Source organism: Pantoea sp. PNA 03-3 (assembly GCF_003201175.1).
GTDB lineage: Bacteria > Pseudomonadota > Gammaproteobacteria > Enterobacterales > Enterobacteriaceae > Pantoea > Pantoea stewartii.
The window spans coordinates 144192-163969 of sequence record NZ_QICO01000008.1; the positions used below are offsets into that span (position 1 = coordinate 144192).

At 55.5% G+C, this 19778-nt stretch carries 14 protein-coding genes; 10 read left to right on the forward strand and 4 right to left on the reverse strand.

The window, feature by feature from the left end; genetic code table 11:
- Positions 1–13: 13 nt before the first annotated feature.
- The 3 genes from glgC (at position 14) to glgP (ending at position 5269) form a co-directional block, all read left to right on the forward strand.
- Positions 14–1306 carry a glucose-1-phosphate adenylyltransferase gene (gene glgC, locus C7433_RS19115; RefSeq protein ID WP_033738167.1) on the forward strand — a complete coding sequence of 431 codons (1293 nt, stop codon included), beginning with the start codon at positions 14–16 and terminating at the stop codon, positions 1304–1306.
- A gap of 63 nt (positions 1307–1369) precedes the next feature.
- Positions 1370–2803 (forward strand): glycogen synthase GlgA, encoded by a 1434-nt coding sequence (gene glgA / locus C7433_RS19120; RefSeq protein WP_033738165.1) that lies wholly within the window; start codon positions 1370–1372, stop codon positions 2801–2803.
- An 18-nt stretch (positions 2804–2821) separates the two neighbouring features.
- Entirely contained in the window at positions 2822–5269 is a 2448-nt protein-coding gene (gene glgP / locus C7433_RS19125; RefSeq protein ID WP_033738164.1) for a glycogen phosphorylase, read from the forward strand.
- Positions 5270–6929: 1660 nt separating this feature from the next.
- Here the strand turns inward: glgP and glpD are convergent.
- A complete protein-coding gene (glpD, locus tag C7433_RS19135) occupies positions 6930–8435 on the reverse strand; it encodes a glycerol-3-phosphate dehydrogenase (RefSeq protein ID WP_039342698.1) in 1506 nt (501 codons plus the stop codon).
- A gap of 231 nt (positions 8436–8666) precedes the next feature.
- Here glpD and glpE point away from each other — a divergent pair, with 231 nt between their 5' ends.
- The 5 genes from glpE to malQ all read left to right on the forward strand — a co-directional run bounded on the left by glpE (position 8667) and on the right by malQ (position 15279).
- Positions 8667–8993, forward strand: coding sequence for a thiosulfate sulfurtransferase GlpE (glpE, locus tag C7433_RS19140; RefSeq protein ID WP_006121025.1), 327 nt, complete (start codon positions 8667–8669; stop codon positions 8991–8993).
- 29 nt (positions 8994–9022) lie between these two features.
- Entirely contained in the window at positions 9023–9841 is an 819-nt protein-coding gene (gene glpG / locus C7433_RS19145; protein WP_039342694.1) for a rhomboid family intramembrane serine protease GlpG, read from the forward strand.
- A 39-nt stretch (positions 9842–9880) separates the two neighbouring features.
- Complete coding sequence (locus C7433_RS19150; RefSeq protein WP_006121023.1) at positions 9881–10639, forward strand: DeoR/GlpR family transcriptional regulator; 759 nt, start codon at positions 9881–9883, stop codon at positions 10637–10639.
- Between the two features lie 152 nt (positions 10640–10791).
- Positions 10792–13197, forward strand: coding sequence for a maltodextrin phosphorylase (gene malP, locus C7433_RS19155; RefSeq protein WP_110268729.1), 2406 nt, complete (start codon positions 10792–10794; stop codon positions 13195–13197).
- Between the two features lie 9 nt (positions 13198–13206).
- The gene (gene malQ / locus C7433_RS19160; RefSeq protein ID WP_110268730.1) at positions 13207–15279 is read left to right on the forward strand and encodes a 4-alpha-glucanotransferase; all 2073 of its coding nucleotides are present in this window, start codon (positions 13207–13209) and stop codon (positions 15277–15279) included.
- Between the two features lie 37 nt (positions 15280–15316).
- Here the strand turns inward: malQ and nfuA are convergent, their stop codons facing one another.
- Together nfuA and gntX are read right to left on the reverse strand one after the other, a co-directional pair.
- Complete coding sequence (nfuA, locus tag C7433_RS19165) at positions 15317–15892, reverse strand: Fe-S biogenesis protein NfuA (protein ID WP_033741605.1); 576 nt, start codon at positions 15890–15892, stop codon at positions 15317–15319.
- Positions 15893–15950: 58 nt separating this feature from the next.
- A complete protein-coding gene (gene gntX, locus C7433_RS19170) occupies positions 15951–16631 on the reverse strand; it encodes a DNA utilization protein GntX (RefSeq protein WP_110268731.1) in 681 nt (226 codons plus the stop codon).
- 38 nt (positions 16632–16669) lie between these two features.
- Between gntX and bioH the strand changes: the two genes are divergently transcribed.
- Together bioH and C7433_RS19180 are read left to right on the forward strand one after the other, a co-directional pair.
- Positions 16670–17446 (forward strand): pimeloyl-ACP methyl ester esterase BioH, encoded by a 777-nt coding sequence (gene bioH / locus C7433_RS19175; protein WP_110268732.1) that lies wholly within the window; start codon positions 16670–16672, stop codon positions 17444–17446.
- 169 nt (positions 17447–17615) lie between these two features.
- A complete protein-coding gene (locus C7433_RS19180) occupies positions 17616–17885 on the forward strand; it encodes a YdgH/BhsA/McbA-like domain containing protein (RefSeq protein ID WP_006121016.1) in 270 nt (89 codons plus the stop codon).
- On the opposite strand, the gene C7433_RS19185 is transcribed toward C7433_RS19180, so the two are convergent.
- A complete protein-coding gene (locus tag C7433_RS19185; protein ID WP_110268733.1) occupies positions 17886–19571 on the reverse strand; it encodes a sugar phosphorylase in 1686 nt (561 codons plus the stop codon).
- Positions 19572–19778 lie beyond the last annotated feature (207 nt).

The following is a 19778-nucleotide window of genomic DNA, read 5'->3' on the forward strand; positions in this document are numbered from 1 at the left end:
TAAGGAGTCAGACATGGTTAAATTAGAAAGAGCAGAACATCTTATGCTGGCGCGCCAGCTCCCTACACAAACCATCGCCCTTGTACTCGCTGGAGGACGCGGGACGCGCCTGGTGGATCTGACCGCCAAACGCGCCAAGCCCGCCGTTCATTTTGGCGGCAAATTCCGCATTATTGATTTTGCGCTCTCCAACTGTGTTAACTCCGGCATTCGCCGTATCGGCGTCATTACGCAGTATCAATCTCATACGTTAACCCAACATATTCAGCGTGGTTGGTCTATCTTCAACGAAGAGATGAATGAATTTGTTGATCTGCTTCCGGCTCAGCAGCGGTTTTCCACCGAGCACTGGTATCGCGGCACAGCGGATGCGGTGACCCAGAACCTCGACGTTATCCGGCGTTACAACGCGCAGTATGTGGTTATCCTGGCAGGCGATCACATCTACAAAATGGATTACTCCAGAATGCTGCTGGATCACGTGCTGAACGATGCCCGCTGCACGATCGCGTGTCTGCCGGTGCCCGTCGCAGAGGCGACCGCGTTTGGTGTGATGGCGGTTGACGAAAACAATAAAGTAATCGATTTCGTGGAGAAGCCGCCGAAGCCGCCAACCATGCCGGGCGATGACACAAAATCGCTCGCCAGCATGGGGATTTACGTTTTCGACGCCGAGTATCTCTATGGTTTGCTGGAGGACGATCTGCATCAGGCCGGTTCAAGCCACGATTTCGGCAAAGATATTTTGCCGAAGGTCGTAGAAAGTGGCGAGGGCTACGCCCATTCATTTGCGATCTCTTGTGTGCAAAACGATCACGAGGCTCCGCCTTACTGGCGGGATGTCGGTACGCTGGAGGCTTACTGGCGTGCGAACCTCGATTTGGCCTCGGTCACACCGGAACTGGATATGTACGACAGCAGCTGGCCGATTCGTACCCATATGGAACCCTTACCCCCGGCGAAGTTTGTCCAGGACCGTTCCGGTAGCCATGGTATGACAATGAATTCCCTGGTCTCTGGCGGCTGCATTATTTCGGGCTCGGTGGTCGTGAATTCGGTTATGTTTTCCCGCGTGCGGGTGAACTCATTTTGCAACATTGATTCAACGGTACTGCTGCCTGATGTGGTGGTTGGCCGATCCTGTCGTCTGCGCCGCTGCGTCATTGACCGCGCCTGTGTGTTGCCAGAAGGGATGGTGATTGGTGAAAACCCTGATGAAGACAGCCGCCGCTTTTTCCGTTCAGAAGAAGGCATTGTACTGGTGACCCGCGCCATGCTGGCCAAACTCAGTAGTGCGGGACAATAAACGACAAGCGGCACACAACCCATCGGCACGAGGATCGTGCCTGGTAACTTAATGAGGTCGAGGATGCAGGTTTTACATGTCTGTTCAGAACTTTTCCCGCTGTTGAAAACGGGCGGGCTGGCTGATGTAGTCGGGGCATTACCTCAGGCACAAATTGCGGGTGGAACAGATACGCGAGTGTTACTTCCCGCGTTTCCTGCATTACGTAAAGGAATACCGGATACGCAGTTGGTGGCGGAGTTGCAGACGTTTGCCGGGCCCGTTCGCTTACTGTTTGGGCAGTTTGATGGGGTAGGCATTTACCTTATTGATGCCCCTGATCTCTATGATCGTCCGGGTAGTCCTTATCATGATGAATCGCAGTTTGCCTACGTCGACAACTATTTACGCTTTGCTTTACTGGGGTGGATGGGCTGTGAGTTAGGCTGCGGTCTGGACAGCTACTGGCGGCCCGATATCGTCCACGCACACGACTGGCATGCAGGGCTGACCTGTGCCTATCTTGAAGCGCGTGGACGGCCTGCAAAATCCGTTTTCACCGTGCATAACCTGGCCTATCAGGGACTGTTTTCCGCGCATCATCTGGATCAGATTCAACTGCCACAATCCTTTTTTAATATGTACGGCCTGGAGTTTTTTGGACAGATCTCGTATCTGAAAGCGGGCCTGTTTTACGCAGATCATGTGACGGCCGTAAGCCCAACCTATGCGCATGAAATCACCACGCCCGAATACGGTTACGGCATGGAAACCCTGCTGGCCCAACGGATGCGCGAAGGGCGTTTAAGCGGTGTGTTAAATGGTGTCGATCCGGCAATCTGGGATCCCTCCCATGATCTGCTGCTGAGCTCACGCTATAACCGCGATACGCTGGAAGCCAAAGCGGAAAACAAGCGTCAGCTGCAGGTGGCGATGGGACTGAAGGTGGACGACAAAGCCCCCGTCTTTGCCGTGATCAGCCGCCTGACCCGGCAGAAAGGGCTGGATCTGGTACTGGAAGCGCTGCCCGGTTTGCTGGCTCAGGGCGGACAACTGGTGCTGTTAGGGCAGGGTGATGCCGAACTGCAACAGGGTTTTCTGGCCGCTGCGGCGGAACATCCTGGCAGTGTTGGCGTACAGATTGGCTACCACGAAGCGTTTTCGCATCGCATTGTTGGCGGCGCGGATGTCATCATGGTGCCAAGCCGCTTCGAGCCTTGTGGTCTGACACAGCTCTACGGACTGAAATATGGCACCCTGCCATTAGTGCGTCGCACGGGCGGCCTGGCCGATACGGTAAACGACAGTTCGCTGGAAAACCTTGCGGATGGTATTGCCAGTGGATTCAGTTTTGAAGACAGTAATGCCTGGTCTTTATTAAGGGCCATTCGTCGCGCGTTTGTGTTGTGGTCTCGCCCTTCACTGTGGCGTTATGTGCAGCGTCAGGCGATGGGGATGGATTTTAGCTGGCAGGTCGCCGCTCAAGCCTACCGCGATCTTTATCAACGTTTGTTGTAACGGATTGGGAAACTGAAAATGAATACACCATTCACTTACGCTTCACCTACGTTGACGGTTGATGCTTTAAAGCACTCAATTGCATACAAACTGATGTTCACCATTGGTAAAGACCCTTCCATTGCGAATAAACACGAATGGCTGAACGCCGCACTGCTGGCCGTGCGCGATCGTATGGTTGAGCGCTGGCTGCGTTCTAACCGCGCGCAACTTTCTCAGGATGTGCGGCAGGTTTATTACCTGTCGATGGAATTTCTGATGGGGCGCACGTTGGGTAATGCTCTGCTGGCGATGGGGATCTACGACGATCTCAATCTGGCGCTCGACGAAATGGGCCTCGATCTGGCCGAGTTGATGGAAGAAGAGAACGATCCCGGTCTGGGTAACGGTGGCCTGGGTCGCCTCGCGGCCTGCTTCCTGGACTCGCTGGCAACGCTCGGTATGCCGGGCCGCGGCTACGGCATTCGCTACGATTACGGCATGTTCAAACAGAATATTGTGGATGGCGAGCAGAAAGAGTCACCGGATTACTGGCTTGAATACGGCAACCCGTGGGAGTTCCAGCGTTTCAACACCCGTTATAAAGTTCGCTTCGGTGGCCGTGTTCAGCACGAAGGGGCCAAGGTTCGCTGGCTGGAAACCGAAGAGATTCTGGCTATGGCCTACGATCAAATCATCCCGGGCTACGATACGGATTCTACTAACACGTTACGTTTGTGGGGCGCGCAGGCCAGTAACGAAATCAACCTGGGTAAATTCAATCAGGGTGACTATTTTGCGGCTGTGGAAGACAAGAACCACTCAGAAAACGTGTCCCGCGTGCTTTACCCCGACGACTCAACCTATTCCGGTCGGGAACTGCGTTTGCGCCAGGAATATTTCCTCGTGTCGGCTACCGTGCAGGACATTCTGAATCGTCACTGGACGATGCACCGGACCTGGGGCAACCTGGCGGACAAAATTGCCATTCACCTCAATGACACCCATCCGGTGCTGGCGATTCCCGAGCTGATGCGGTTGTTGATTGATGAGCATAAATTTACCTGGGATGATGCGTTCGATGTGTGCTGCCAGGTGTTTTCGTATACCAACCACACCTTGATGAGCGAAGCGCTGGAAACCTGGCCGGTAGATATGATTGGCAAGATCCTGCCGCGCCACCTCAGCATCATTTTTGAAATCAACGACTTTTTCCTTAAAACGATTCAGGAATATTATCCTGACGACTGGGATCTGCTGTCGCGCATTTCTATCATTGATGAGAACGACGGGCGCCGGGTGCGCATGGCCTGGCTGGCCGTGGTCGTCAGTCACAAGGTCAATGGCGTTTCAGAGCTGCACTCGAACCTGATGGTTCAGTCCCTGTTTGCCGATTTCTCCCGCCTGTTCCCCGGCCGTTTCTGCAACAAAACCAATGGCGTTACGCCGCGCCGCTGGCTGGCGCTGGCAAACCCACCTCTGTCTGAATTACTGGATGAGCAGATTGGCCGTAACTGGCGGACAGATTTAAGCCAGCTCAGCGAGCTGAAAGCCTGTATCGATTACCCGGCCTTTATTGAGAAAGTGGCGGATGCCAAGCTGGAAAACAAAAAACGGCTCGCCGTCTGGGTGGCGAAAAACCTCGATGTGGTGATCGATCCTAACGCGTTGTTCGACGTTCAGATCAAGCGTATTCATGAGTATAAGCGCCAGTTACTTAACGTCCTGCACGTGATTACCCGTTACAACCGCATCAAGGCCGATCCCGATGCCGAGTGGGTGCCGCGCGTGAATATTTTTGCGGGTAAAGCGGCTTCGGCGTACTACGTTGCCAAGCACATTATCCATTTGATTAACGATGTGGCGAAGGTGATTAACAATGATCCTCAGGTTAAAAATAAGCTGAAGGTCGTCTTTATCCCTAACTACAGCGTGAGTCTGGCGCAGATTATTATTCCGGCGGCCGATCTCTCTGAGCAAATCTCGACGGCAGGTACCGAAGCCTCGGGCACCAGTAACATGAAATTTGCCCTCAACGGTGCGCTGACCATTGGCACGCTGGACGGTGCCAACGTCGAAATGCTGGAGCATGTGGGCAAAGAAAACTTCTTTATTTTTGGTAACACCACTCCGCAGGTTGAAGCCTTGCGTCAGGCAGGCTACAACCCGCGTAAGTACTATGAAGAAGATGCCGAACTGCACCAGGTGCTGACCCAGCTCGCCTCGGGCGTCTTTAGCCCGCAGGATCCGGGCCGCTACCGTAACCTGTTCGATTTGCTGGTGAACTTTGGCGATCACTACCAGTTGCTGGCGGATTACCGCAGCTATGTGGATACGCAGGATAAGGTTGATGAACTGTATCGTCAGCCAGACGAATGGCAGCGCCGCGCCGCCATGAACATCGCCGGCATGGGCTATTTCTCGTCTGACCGCACGATTCAGGAGTATGCGGATGAGATCTGGAACATTTCGCCGGTGAGGTTGTAGTCTGGCGGTAAAGTTGAGATTGAGGGGGGCTGGTGACAGCCCCTTTTTTATTGGGGCGTTGTTCGTGGGGTGAGGGTTTACGGTTGTGCGCCGGGAATATTTTGCCCGCGGGGCGGGGGAGATTACGGTTGTGTGTCGGGAATATTTTGCCCGCGGGCCGGGGGAGATTACGGTCGTACACCGGGAGTTTTCCGCCCGCCAGGCGATGGCAGTTTCAGCCAGTCCGTGCAGGCGGCCGGGTTAAGGGGCTTGCGCCAGCCCCTTAACAATCCCGGCGGCCGTCAGCCGTCGCTGTGCCTTCGTCACTCACTGCGGCCTGACGGACCGTCCGGATGCGCCGTCCCTGGCGCAGCCGTCCTCTGCGCGGCATCCCTGCCGCTCCGTCCTGGCCTCCGTTCCCTCCTCAGCGCGCCGGATGCCGGCAGGAAACCCCTGCCTGTGGGATCGTGTTACTGATGTGGTGTGGTGTTGTCTGAGGATTGGTCTGTTTGGCCGCGGGGCGGGAAGATTACGGTCCTGCATCGGGGAATTTTCCGCCCGCTAGGCGATGGCAGTTTCAGCCAGTCCGTGCAGGCGGCCGGGTTAAGGGGCTTGCGCCAGCCCCTTAACAATCCCGGCGGCCGGCAGCCGTCGCTGTGCCTTCGTCACTCATTCCGGCCTGACGGACCGTCCGGATGCGCCGTCCCTGGCGCAGCCGTCCTCTGCGCGGCATCCTGCCGCGCCGTCCTGGCCTCCGTTCCCTCCTCAGCGCGCCGGATGCCGGCAGGAAACCCCTGCCTGTGGGATCGTGTTACTGATGTGGTGTGGTGTTGTCTGAGGATTGGTCTGTTTGGCCGCGGGGCGGGAAGATTACGGTCCTGCATCGGGGAATTTTCCGCCCGCCAGGCGATGGCAGTTTCAGCCAGTCCGTGCAGGCGGCCGGGTTAAGGGGCTTGCGCCAGCCCCTTAACAATCCCGGCGGCCGGCAGCCGTCGCTGTTCCTTCGTCTCTCACTCCGGCCTCACGGGCCGTCCGGATGCGCCGTCCCTGGCGCAGCCGTCCTCTGCGCGGTATCCCTGCCGCGCCGTCCTGGCCTCCGTTCCCTCCTCAGCGCGGCGGATGCCGGCAGAAAAACCCCCGCCTGCCAGTCCTGGTTTCTTTTAAAAGCGGGTGTTGTCTGTAGTGAATGTGTACAGTGGGATTCAAAAAAGTTTTTATAAACAGGCATTGATTCAAAACCAGCAGACTGTAGGACTTTCCGGTCACCTACAGCGACACCGGAAGTGGCTTTAACACAGAGACAGTGAAGCGGGGGTTTGGGGCGGCCTTCCCACCCGCTGAGCGGATGAGGGATTTCCGGATGAGCCGACAGGACGTCGGCGAGAGCCGGGCCGCGCCATGGATGGCGCGTCCTGGCGGTCCGTAGAAATCCTGAAGGAGCGAAGGCACCGCGCAGCGGCGGGTGGGCAGGACGGGAGCCCGGGGTCAAGGGGCCGCGGAGGCTGGCGGCCCCTTGTCGGTCGCCCGCACCGGCCTGGCTGAAACTCCAGGCCGTCTGGCGAGCGAAACCCTCTCAGCGTTTTATCAGCCGCTTTCCCACCACCGCCCAGCCGCGCAGGCAAAAAAAAACGGCACAACAGGCCGTAACCTGTTGTGCCGCACGCTCAGCGCTGACGCGCTGTTACGAGGCCAGCGACAGCGTCGGCTTGGCCTTCTCCGCCAGCCACTCAGCGATACGTGCCTGCTGGGCTTCGTTGAGCCACATACCTTGCTTGGTACGGCGCCAGATAGCGTCGTCGACTTCACGCACCCATTCATGCTGAACAAGGTAACGCAGTTCGGCCTCATAAAACTCGTGGCCAAAGTTCTCACCCAGATCTTCCAGCGACGTTGCATCGTTGAGCAGCAGTTCCGTGTTGCTGCCGTAAGTGCGGGAATAGTGGCGCGCCATGTTTTCAGTAATAAACGGATAACGGCGGCGCAGGCTGGCAGCGTAGTCATCACTGGTGCCAGAGATATTACCGCCGGGCAATACGCAGTTCTTCGTCCAGGCCGGGCCAGCCTTGGGATAATACTTCGCCAGTTTCTCCATCGCATGCTCAGCCAGCTTGCGATAGGTCGTTAATTTACCGCCAAAGACCGACAGTAATGGCGTTTTACCGTTTTCATCACGGACGTCCAGCGTGTAGTCACGGGTGATGGCCTGCGGCGAATCCGATTCATCATCACACAGCGGGCGCACGCCGGAATAGGTCCAGACGATATCGTCTGGCGTTAACTGCTTTTTAAAGTGGCCGTTGTACACTTTCAGGATGTAGTCGATTTCGTTGTCGTCAATAGCGACATTTTTCGGATCGCCTTTGTATTCCACGTCGGTTGTGCCGATGATGGAAAACTCGTCCATCCACGGAATGACAAACACAATGCGGTTATCTTCGTTTTGCAGGATATAAGCCTGCTTTTCGTTGTGAACGCGTGGCACCACGATATGGCTGCCTTTAATCAGGCGGATACCGTAAGGCGACTTCAGCGCCAGCCCGTCGTCAAAGAATTGCTTAACCCAGGGGCCGGCTGCGTTGACCAGACCTTTAGCCTGCCAGGTCAAGGTTTTGCCGCTGTCAATGTCTTCTGCTTCGACCATCCACAGGCCATTTTCACGCCACGCGCGGGTAACGCGGGTACGGGTGCGCACTTCACCGCCATGTTTAACCACTTCCTGCGCATTGAGGACGACCATACGGGCATCATCGACCCAGCAGTCGGAATACTCGAAACCACGTTTAATTTCAGGCTTCAGCGCCGAATCCGGCCCAAAGGTCAGGCTTTTACTGCCCGGCAGGCTGGTGCGTTTGCCCAGGTGGTCATACATGAACAGACCGGTGCGAATCATCCAGGCCGGGCGCAGATGCGGACGGTGCGGCAGGCGGAAACGCATCGGGAACGCGATATGCGGTGCCATTTTTAGCAGCACTTCGCGCTCAGCCAGCGCTTCACTTACCAGACGAAACTCATAATGTTCAAGGTAGCGCAGGCCACCATGAATCAGTTTTGAACTGGCGGAAGAGGTCGCGCAAGCCAGGTCCCGCGCCTCTAGCATTAACACCGACAGTCCGCGTCCTGCAGCGTCTGCTGCGATGCCAGCACCGTTGATGCCGCCGCCGATAACGATCAGGTCTTTGGTTTCCACGTTGTCTCCTCCGATGTTCGGAATAGTTCACTTATGTTCGTTTTCGAGCATAATCATAATCGCAAACCAACATTGATGCCAGTATTTAACCGCTTAAAAACAATTTTGCGTGATATGGATAACATTATGTGTGCGGAAAGGTGAGTAGCCACAATTATTGTCAGGTTATTGCCGAGGATTATCGGGTTACACTAGCTGTCATTTTGATGATGAAACATGATGAGAGACACCATGGAAACCTACCAATGTATCGATGTTCACCAGGCGCAGGCGCATCTTGAGCAGGGCGCAGTGCTGGTGGATATTCGCGATGCGCAAAGTTTTGCACTCGGCCATGCTCGCGGCGCCTTGCATTTGTCGAACAGCAACCTCAATGATTTCATCAGCACCACTGACATGAGCCTGCCTGTACTGGTGATGTGCTATCACGGCAACAGCAGTAAGGGCGCGGCGGACTATCTGCATGGTCAGGGATTTGCCACGGCTTACAGTATAGATGGCGGATTTGACGCCTGGCGCGCCGCCTTTCCTCAACAGGTTGCCAGCGGCGCTGAATAAATAAGCGGGCGTAACACGGAGAGTGAGTAATGCGCATTACCCAATTTAATCAGCCGCGCATGGCGCAGGCTTTTGTTGACTACATGGCGACGCGTGGCGTGAAATTGCGTATTGAGCATGAAAGTCACTATGTCATTGTGCTGGATGATGAAAGTCAGCTGTCAATGGTCGAAAACGAACTTCAGGCGTTCGTGCGCGATCCCAACCATCCGCGCTACCAGGCAGCGAGCTGGCAAAGTGGTAAAACCGACAGCGGCCTGCGCTATGAGCGCAGCAACATTTGGGCAAACATACGTGAGCGGGCCGGACCATTGACGACCGTCGTGGTGCTGGCCTGTATCGCCGTCTTTATTCTGATGCAGGTGCTGGGCGATCGCACCGTAATGTACTGGTTAGCCTGGCCCGATGCCGATCAGCACTTTGAGGTCTGGCGCTGGTTTAGTCATGCGTTGCTGCATTTTTCGCTGCTGCATATCTTGTTTAACCTGATGTGGTGGTGGTATCTCGGCGGAGCGGTAGAAAAACGGTTAGGCAGCGGCAAACTTTTTGTCATTTTACTGATCTCCGCCCTGCTCAGTGGCTGGCTGCAGGCAAAGTTCAGCGGCATCTGGTTTGGTGGTCTGTCCGGCGTGGTCTATGCATTAATGGGATATTGCTGGCTGCGTGGCGAACGCGATCCTGAGAGTGGTATCTGTCTGGAGCGCGGGTTAATCGGATTTGCCCTCGTCTGGCTGGTGGTCGGCTGGTTTGGGGCCTTTGGTCTGGCCATCGCCAATGCCGCGCACGTGGGTGGGCTACTGGTTGGCCTGGCGATGGCATTTGTTGATACGCGCAAGAAAAAACGCTAGTCACAACGAAGAAGAATAAGCCCGAAACAGGAGAGGAATGTGAAGCAGACGCAACGTCATGACGCCATTATTGATCTGGTTCGGCGTCAGGGATATGTCAGTACTGAGGAGCTGGTCGACCATTTTGAAGTCAGCCCACAAACGATTCGTCGTGATTTAAACGACCTTGCCGATCAAAATAAAATTCAACGGCACCACGGTGGGGCGGCTTTGCCCTCCAGCTCGGAGAACACCGCCTGGCAGGACCGTAAAATGATGTGGTCGGCCGAAAAAGCGCGCATTGCCCAGCGCGTTGCCAGCCAGATTCCCGACGGCGCAACGCTGTTTATTGATATCGGCACCACGCCGGAAGCGGTGGCGCATGCGCTGCTGGGCCACAGCGATCTGCGCGTGGTGACGAACAACCTGAACGTAGCCATGCTGTTGATGGGCAAACCGGACTTCAGAGTCATTATTGCGGGTGGCGAAGTACGTACCCGTGACGGCGCGGTCATGGGCGAAGCGACGCTGGACTTTATTTCACAGTTTCGCCTTGATTACGGCATCCTCGGGATTAGCGGCATTGATATGGACGGATCACTGCTGGAGTTCGACTACCACGAGGTGCGCACCAAGCGCGCCATCATCGAGAACTCACGCTGTGTCATGCTGGTTGTGGATCACTCGAAATTTGGACGTAATGCCATGGTCAACCTGGGCAATATGAGCCAGCTTGATTATCTTTATACCGATAAAATGCCGCCCGCCAGCGTCATGAAGGTGATTGAACAGCACGACGTTCACCTCGAACTTTGCTAATTCCTGCCCGCCAGTGAGTAAACTGGCGTTTTTTACCTCAGTCTGTCGCTTTTTCCCGCACTCACGTATTTAATTAAAACGGTCGCTGGCCATGTTGCCGGCCCATGCGCATGCCATGTTTACCTTACCCATATGGATACAAAGGGAGTGATATGCCACAGCAGAAATTCAATAAATCCCGCTTTCAGGCTGCATTAACCCGCCAATGGCAACATCTTGGCTACACCTCCGCCAGGCAAATGACGCCGCATCAGTGGTGGCAGGCACTCAGTGCCGCAATGAATGATGTGATCAGTGTGCAGCCCACCGCCCGATCCCTCTCGCCACAACGTCATGTGAACTATCTGTCGATGGAATTTCTGCTGGGACGTCTTACGGGCAATAACCTGCTTAATCTGGGCTGGTTTGATGAGGTAAAAGCCCTGCTGGCTGAACATCAGGTTGAGCTGAGCGAACTGCTGGAAGAAGAGGTCGATCCAGCCTTAGGTAACGGCGGCCTGGGAAGGCTGGCGGCCTGTTACATGGACGCCATGGCGACGGCAGGCCAGCCTGCAACCGGACATGGGCTGAATTATCAATATGGCCTGTTCCGCCAGCGCTTCGCAGAGGGCAAACAGGTTGAAGAACCGGATGACTGGGAGCGCGACACCTATCCCTGGTTTCGCCATAACGCAGCGCTGGATGTGCGTGTCGGGCTGGGTGGAAAAGTGATCAAGCGCGATGAAGGTCGCCTGGAATGGGTACCTGCCCTTTATCTTCGCGGGGAAGCCTGGGATCTGCCGATTACGGGATACCGTAACGGGGTGACGCTGCCGTTACGGCTGTGGAAAGCCACCAGCGAACATCCTTTTGACCTGACGCTGTTTAACGATGGTAAGTTTTTACAGGCTGAACAGCAGGGGATTGATGCCGCCAGCCTGACCAAAGTGCTTTATTCCAACGATAATCACCCACAGGGAAAACGCCTGCGCCTGATGCAGCAATATTTTCAGTGTGCCTGCGCAGTGGCGGATATTTTGCGACGTCATCATCAGGCAGGGCGCAGTATCCATGCCCTGCCAGATCATGAAGTGATCCAGCTAAACGATACGCATCCCACTATCGCTATACCGGAAATGCTGCGTGTATTGCTGGATGCGCATCAGCTGAGTTGGGATGAGGCGTGGCATATCACCAGCCGCGTGTTTGCCTATACCAATCACACCTTAATGCCTGAAGCGCTGGAACGCTGGGATGAAAAGCTGATGCGCAGTGTGCTGCCGCGTCATATGGTCATTATCAAAGAGATCAATCGCCGCCTGAAACAGCAGGTTAAACAGCGCTGGCCAGGTGATAAAGCGATATGGAAGAAGCTGGCAGTGGTGGCCGATGGTCAGGTGCGCATGGCAAACCTGTGCGTGGTGAGCGGTTTTGCAGTGAATGGCGTGGCGGCCCTGCATTCCGGCCTGGTCGTGACCGATCTTTTCCCCGAGTACCATCAGCTTTGGCCGCAAAAATTCCACAATGTCACGAACGGCATCACGCCGCGCCGCTGGATTAAGCAGTGTAATCCCGCCCTGTCGAGCCTGATTGACGATACGCTTCAATGCGAATGGGTCAGTAATCTGACGGCCTTGCAGAGGCTGGAGCCCTGTGCGGATGATCCTGCCTTCCGTGAGCGCTTCCGTGCGGTTAAGCGCCATAACAAAGCGCGTCTGGCTACCTACATTGCGCAGCGCACCGGCATCCTTGTTAATCCAGAAGCGATCTTTGATGTGCAGATCAAGCGGCTGCATGAGTATAAGCGTCAGCATTTAGGCCTGTTGCATATTTTGCACTGCTATAAACGCGTTCGCGATAATCCCGATGATGCCAGCATGATTCCCCGCGTGTTTCTCTTTGGTGCCAAAGCCGCACCGGGTTATTACCTGGCAAAAAACATTATCTATGCCATCAACAAGGTGGCAGACGTGGTGAATAACGACCCGCTTGTTGGCGACAAACTCAAAGTCGTCTTTATGCCGGATTACCGCATTACGGCAGCCGAATACCTGATCCCTGCTGCCGATCTGTCGGAGCAGATCTCCACAGCGGGCTACGAAGCCTCAGGCACAGGCAACATGAAGCTGGCATTAAATGGCGCACTCACTATTGGCACGCTGGATGGGGCGAATGTAGAAATCGCCGAACAGGTCGGCGAAGAAAACATCTTTATTTTCGGCCATACCGTGGATGAGGTTAAGGCGCTTAAAGCGGCAGGTTACAAGCCGCAAAAGATCCGCAAGCATAACAAAGAGCTGGATGAATTACTGACGTCTCTGAAAAAAGGGAAGTTCAGTAATGGCGATAAGCATGCATTCGACCTAATGTTGGAGAGTCTGACAAAAAATGGCGATCCCTGGCTGGTGCTGGCGGATTATCAGGCTTACGTCGATGCGCAAAAACGCGTTGAGGCGTTATGGCGCGATCAGGAAGCCTGGACGCGCGCCGCCATTCTCAATACGGCACGAGCCGGGTTTTTTAGTTCGGATCGTTCAATTCGGGACTACCAACAGCGCATCTGGCAGGCGCAACGCTAAGGAATTGCGATGACATCCTCTTCACTTGATAAAGCCGCACTGGCGGCAGGAATAGCGCTGACGTACTTCAATGCGAACGGTGAACCGGAAGCGATCAGCGATGAGACAAAGCGTGCCTTGCTCGCCGTGATGGAAAACCCGCAGAAAGCCAGCAAATCACCGCTGCCGCCTGTTGTGGTCTTCAGCGGTAATCGCCAACGCGTGCTGGCGCCACAGATTGACGGTCGCATAAGCTGGCAGTTGCAGACAGAGAAAGGCAAAACTTTTAGCGGAACACTCGAAGGTGGTGCGCCCTTTACGCTGCCTTCTCCTCTGGGACAGGGTTATCACCAGCTTACCCTGAGCAAGGGCAAGCGGACGTGGCAGACGAGAGTGATCGTCGCGCCGCGCCGCTGTTATCTGCCCCCGGCCTTGCGTGCCGGAGAGAAACGCTGGGGCGCGCTGGTTCAGCTTTATACCGTGCGTTCAGCAACAAACTGGGGCATTGGTGATTTTGGCGATCTGGAATATTTGCTGGAGCAGCTTGCCGCGCGCGGTGGTGATTTTGTCGGCCTGAATCCCCTGCACGCGCTCTATCCGGCCAGCCCCGCTTTTGCCAGCCCTTACAGTCCGTCGTCCCGTCGCTGGTTAAATATTATCTATATCGATGTGGCACAGGTAGAGGATTTCCAGCAGAGCCGCGCGGCGCAAAAGTGGTGGAAAAGCGCGAAAACCCAAAAAGCACTCAGCAAGGCCCGGGAAAGTGAGTGGGTGGATTACGATGCAGTGATGGCGCTGAAGCTGACGGCGTTGCGCCATAGCTGGACTCAGTTCCAGGCCCGGCGTGCGGAAGATGAGCAGAAACAAGGCTTTGCCGAATTTATCCAGCAAGGGGGCGACAGTTTGCGCTATCAGGCCGTTTATGACGGTCTGCAGGCAGACATGCAGCGTGAAGGCTCCGCACTGACAGGCTGGCCTGCCTGGTCCGAAAGCTGGCGTGACTGCCGCTCCGCGGAGGTGCAGAACTGGTGCGAACAGCACGGCGAGGAGATTGCTTTCTGGCAGTGGTTGCAGTGGCTGGCGCAGCAGCAGTTTTCGCAGTGCTGGGCGCGCAGTCAGGCGCTGGGTATGAGTGTCGGCCTGTACCGCGATCTGGCCGTCGGCGTAGCAGAAGGCAGCGCTGAAACCTGGCACGATCCAGAGCTCTACCGGCTGAAAGCGTCCATCGGCGCGCCGCCCGATCGGCTTGGTCCGCTGGGCCAAAACTGGGGGCTGCCGCCGATGGATCCCCATGTTCTGCAGGCCAGAGGTTATCAGCCCTTTATCGACATCCTGCGTGCGAATATGCGTGACTGCGGCGCGCTACGTATCGACCACGTAATGGCGCTTCTGCGCCTCTGGTGGGTACCGGCGGGTGAAACGGCGGATAAAGGGGCATATGTGGCTTATCCGGTTCACGATCTGTTAGGTATTCTGGCGCTGGAAAGCCACCGACAGGGCTGTATGGTGATCGGCGAGGATTTAGGTACCGTGCCTGAAGAGATTGTCAGTCTGCTGCGCGACAGTGGCGTCTTTTCGTGGAAAGTGTTGTGGTTTGAACAGGGCAGGCAGGGCCAGTATCGCGCGCCCCGGGCCTATCCACGGCAGTCAATCGCCAGCGCCAGCACGCACGATCTGCCTACATTGACAGGGTTCTGGAGTGGCGGCGATTTGCAGCTTGGCGAGGAGCTTGGGCTTTATCCCGATAAAAAAACTGTCCTCAACCTGCAGCAGCAGCGACTGAGGCAAAAGCAGGCGCTGCTCGATGCACTACATAAAGCGGGCGCTGTGCCGGCACGGAGCGCAAAACAGGCGGCGTCGCTCGCGATGACGCCCGGTCTGAATCAGTCTGTGCACCGCTTTCTGGCGGATACTAACAGTGCACTGCTTGGGTTGCAGCCTGAGGACTGGCTGGGCATGACCACGCCGGTTAACGTGCCGGGCACCGTCGATCAATATCCCAATTGGCGCCGCAAGCTGGTGCAGCCACTGGAAAGCATCTTTGCCGATGATGACGTCAATAAGCTACTGAAAACCGTGACTAAACGGCGAAAGGCGGGATAACGGGAACGCGCGACAGCGGTGCTGTCGCGCGTGAACATCAGTAGAACGAGTGCTCGCCACGCTGGTGCTCAGTAATATCGCGCACGCCTTTCAACTGCGGGAAGGCTGCCAGCAACTCTTTCTCAATGCCATCCTTCAGGGTAACGTCGATCATCGAACAGCCGTTACAGCCGCCACCAAACTGCAGGATAGCAAAACCGTCGTCGGTGATTTCCATCAGCGAAACGCGTCCGCCGTGTCCGGCCAGCTGTGGGTTAATCTGCGCCTGTAACAGGTACTCAACGCGCTCAACCAGTGGCGCATCGTCAGAAACCTTGCGCATCTTAGCGTTAGGCGCCTTCAGCGTCAGCTGCGAGCCCAGATTATCGGTGACGAAGTCAATTTCAGCGTCTTCCAGATAGGGCGCGCTCAGTTCATCAACATACGCGGACAGTTTTTCAAACTTAAGTTCAGTATCCGTGGCTTCAACCGCATCGGGTGGGCAGTATGACACGCCGCATTCGGCCGTTGGCGTACCCGGGTTAATCACGAATACGCGAATCTGGGTGCCATCTTCTTGTTTAGACAGCAGTTTTGAAAAATGCTCTTGGGCAGAATCAGTAATTCGGATCATGTCAGTTGCTCAATAGTTGACTAATTTAGTTGGTTATAATACGCCCATCATTCGGGCTCTACAAGGTACGGCACAGGCACCAGATGTGCACGCTGGCTGCGCCTTTCGCCCGGAGCAGCCGGCTGATTTCTTTGACCGTACTGCCGGTGGTGACCACATCATCGATCAGGGCGATATGGCGTCCGGTGACATCGGCTTCAAGATGAAACGCTCCTCGCAAGTTGCGACGACGCTGGCGGGCGCTTAAGTGATGCTGAACGGCACCTGCGCGCCGTCGGTATAACGCCGGACTGAATGCACAGCCCAGCCAGTGAGCCAGGGGTGCGGCCAGCAGGGCCGTTTGATTGTAGCCGCGCCACCAGCAGCGTCGTGAATGCAGCGGAACACACATCAGCAGATCGGGACGGCTCGTCCGTTTGCTACGGTACGCATTCAACCAGCTTAACAAAAGCAAACGCGCCAGCATCACCCTTAGTGCGGTCGTCCCGGAGAATTTTAACTGGTTTACCCATGTGCTGAGCGGGGGCTGCCAGGCGCTGACGCAGACTAACGTCTGCCAGGGCGGCGGGTGACGCAGGCAGCGCCCGCAGGTCAGATTGCCAGAAGCGGCAGGCAGACCGCATACCGGGCATAACGGGGGCAGGCGGGGCAACTGGCGCAGACAGACACAGCAAATGCCGTGCCGGGCAAGACGTAGCGGCAACTGGCATAGCCAACACAGGGCGGGCATTGGTAGCATAGTGGCCTCCTTATTAATGAATGATGGAAGCATAACGGATGAGCTCACTTTACTGGCATACCTGCGGCGAAGGAGATAACGATCTTGTGCTGCTGCACGGTTGGGGACTGAATGCGGAAGTGTGGCAAAACATCGTGCCGCGACTCAGCGCGCATTTCCGTCTGCACTTAGTGGATTTACCCGGTTATGGCCGCAGCCAGGGATTTCCGGCAATGTCGCTGGAAGCGATGGCACAGGTGCTTGAGCCGCATCTGCCCTCGCGCGCCACTGTACTGGGCTGGTCTCTGGGCGGGCTGGTTGCCACGCAGCTGGCGTTGAGCGTCCCCGAACGATTACGTGCCCTGATTACCGTCGCCTCGTCACCTTGCTTTACCGCCCGCGATGACTGGCCTGGGATTGCCCCTTTAACCTTACATAACTTTCAGCAGCAGTTGAGTCAGGACTTTCAGCGAACCGTTGAGCGTTTTCTGGCTCTGCAAACCATGGGCTCGGAAAGCGCCCGCGCCGATGCACGCCAGCTGAAAGACATTGTGCTGTCACAGCCGATGCCCGACGTAGCGGTGCTGAATGGTGGCCTGCAGATTCTGAGCGAATGCGATTTACGTGACAGGCTTGCCACGCTTTCGCTGCCTTTTTTGCGCATCTATGGCGCGCTGGATGGTCTGGTACCACGTCGCATTGCGCAACAGCTTGACCAACAGTTACCGGCATCGCCTTCTGTTGTGACAGACAAAGCCGCACATGCGCCGTTTATTTCTCATCCTGACGCCTTCTGCCAGCATATTATTTCATTTATCAGCGGATTAGACAGTTAACCCAGACCGTAACTGGCAAATTTCTGTGTAGCGGCAATACTTGATGAGTGAGCAAGGCCGCTGCACTTCTATGCGATTAGTCAGGGAAATGACTATGCCGTTCGATATAGCCTTAAGCGATTTGCGGCTGCTTACATCTCAACAATGGATCATGAATGAGGGTAGACAAATGAAGGTTATGAAATGGGTAGTTGCATCAGTGATGATGGGCGCAGTGTCATTTTCTGCACTGGCGGCGAAAGAAGTCACCAAAGAAGAAGTGCAGAAGATGAATCTGACCAAAATTGGTACCGTAAACACCACGGCAGAAACCACCTCGCCAATGGATGCCAAGAAGAAGCTGTCAAAAGCAGCGGATGAGAAGGGCGGCAAGTACTTCCTGGTGATCGCGGGCCGTGAGCACGGTAAGTTCAGTGCAACTGCGGAAGTGTACAAGTAATTAGCGTAGCCACATGAATTGCCAGGCATCCAGCACCACGGGCTGGGTGCCATCCACCTTCTCACCTCTGATCACATCCTGAAAAAGGCGCGCTTCGGGTAACAGCGCTGTAACCTGTCTGCCACTGAGATTAAATACACACAGTAACGCATCGCCGCGGACGGGCTCATCACGCTTCATTATTAACAGCGCATTATCACTCTGAAAGAGCTGCATCGGATTATCGGGATGGAAAGCGGCCAGACGGCGACGCTGCTGAATCAGTTTACTCAAATGCGTATAAACCTGATGGCGTAAACCGTTCCTGTTCGCCAGCGCGTCTTCAATCTCCGGCATCGCATATTTTTGCCGGTTGATCGCCCGGTTATGGCCGGCTTCGCGTACGCCCTCATAATCGTTACGTGCACCCAGTATGCTCTGGATATAAATGGCGGGTACGCCCGGAAACGCCAGTAAGATAGCGTGCGCTAACATAAAGCGTTTGAGCCGCGTTTCATCGTCATCGCCTTCACGGTTGAGCGCGTCGAAATAGGTCACGTTGATTTCATAGGGGCTGGTTGTGCCATCAGGATTATTTTTGTACGAGATCAGCGCACCTTCCAGCGCCAGATCGCGCACCAGGGCGGTAATTTCCACTTCAGATAAAATACCGCGTGCCGGATTCAGGCCAATACCATCGTGCGATGCCAGGAAATTGAAAAAAGTGGTATTGCCATTGCCTGTCGTAAGGGTACTGGCCCATTGGCGTAACGCACGCGCCGAGCCGGTGTGGATGGCGTGCAGCACCAGCGGCGGCAGCGAGAACTGATACACCATCTGGGCTTCATCATAACCCTTGCCGAAATAGCTGATGTTGTCTTTATGCGGCACATTGGTTTCAGTGATGATCACGGTGCCCGGTGCAACCTCGTCGGCGATGGCACGAAACAGTTTGACCAGCAGATGCGTTTTTTCGAGGTGAATGCACGTGGTGCCGGGTGTTTTCCACATATAGCCCACTGCATCCAGCCGTACGTAATCGGCTCCACGTTTCAGGTAGTCGAGCAGGACCTCAACCATGCGCAGCAGCACGTCAGGGCTGGCAAAGTTCAGGTCAATTTGATCGGCGCTGAAGGTGGTCCAGACAAAACGAATGTCACCGTTTGCCAGCGTGAACGGGGTGAGCAAGGGCGACGTCCGTGGCCGCGTTACCGCACTCAGATCGGTAGTGGGCGGCAGGCTTATAAAAAAATCATCCCAGCCCGGATCCTGTGCAAGATAATGCTTAAACCATGCGCTGTGCGCCGACATATGGTTACAGACAAAATCGAACATCAGTCGTGTTTCCTGATGCAGCAGGGCAATGTCATGCCAGTCGCCACATAACGGATTGACCTGATGGTAATCGATGACGGAAAAACCGTCGTCGGACGAATAAGGATAGAACGGCAGAAGGTGCACCAGTGGAAAGGTCGACTGCAAATGCTGCTGATAAAAGCGTGAGAAAGTGCGGAGCGTAGGCGTATTCGGTTCGCGAAACTGATCGGCATAGGTAATCAGTACGACATCCTGTTCGTCCCAGTGCGCTTTACGTGGCAATTTTGTGGTATCGCGAGCGTCTGCAATCAGGGCGAGCAGGCGTTCACGTAAAGCCTGTGGAAAGGCATCGGCATAAATCGCATCGAGTAAAGCAGTGATTTTTTCCATTTTAAGGGGCTGCCACAGCGGGTGTCGTTATTATCACGGGCGTCTTTTTAGCGTAGCGTCAGGGTGAGGATTTTCAACTTAATCGCACGCGCAGCCAGCGAAAGGGCGCAATGGCTTGCTGGCAGGCAAAGCCTGGCGGAGGGCTAAGAACAGCGTAAAGGGGAAGAGAGCGTGAAGCGTCGCCTCCTTCCGCACCGGGAAAGAGGC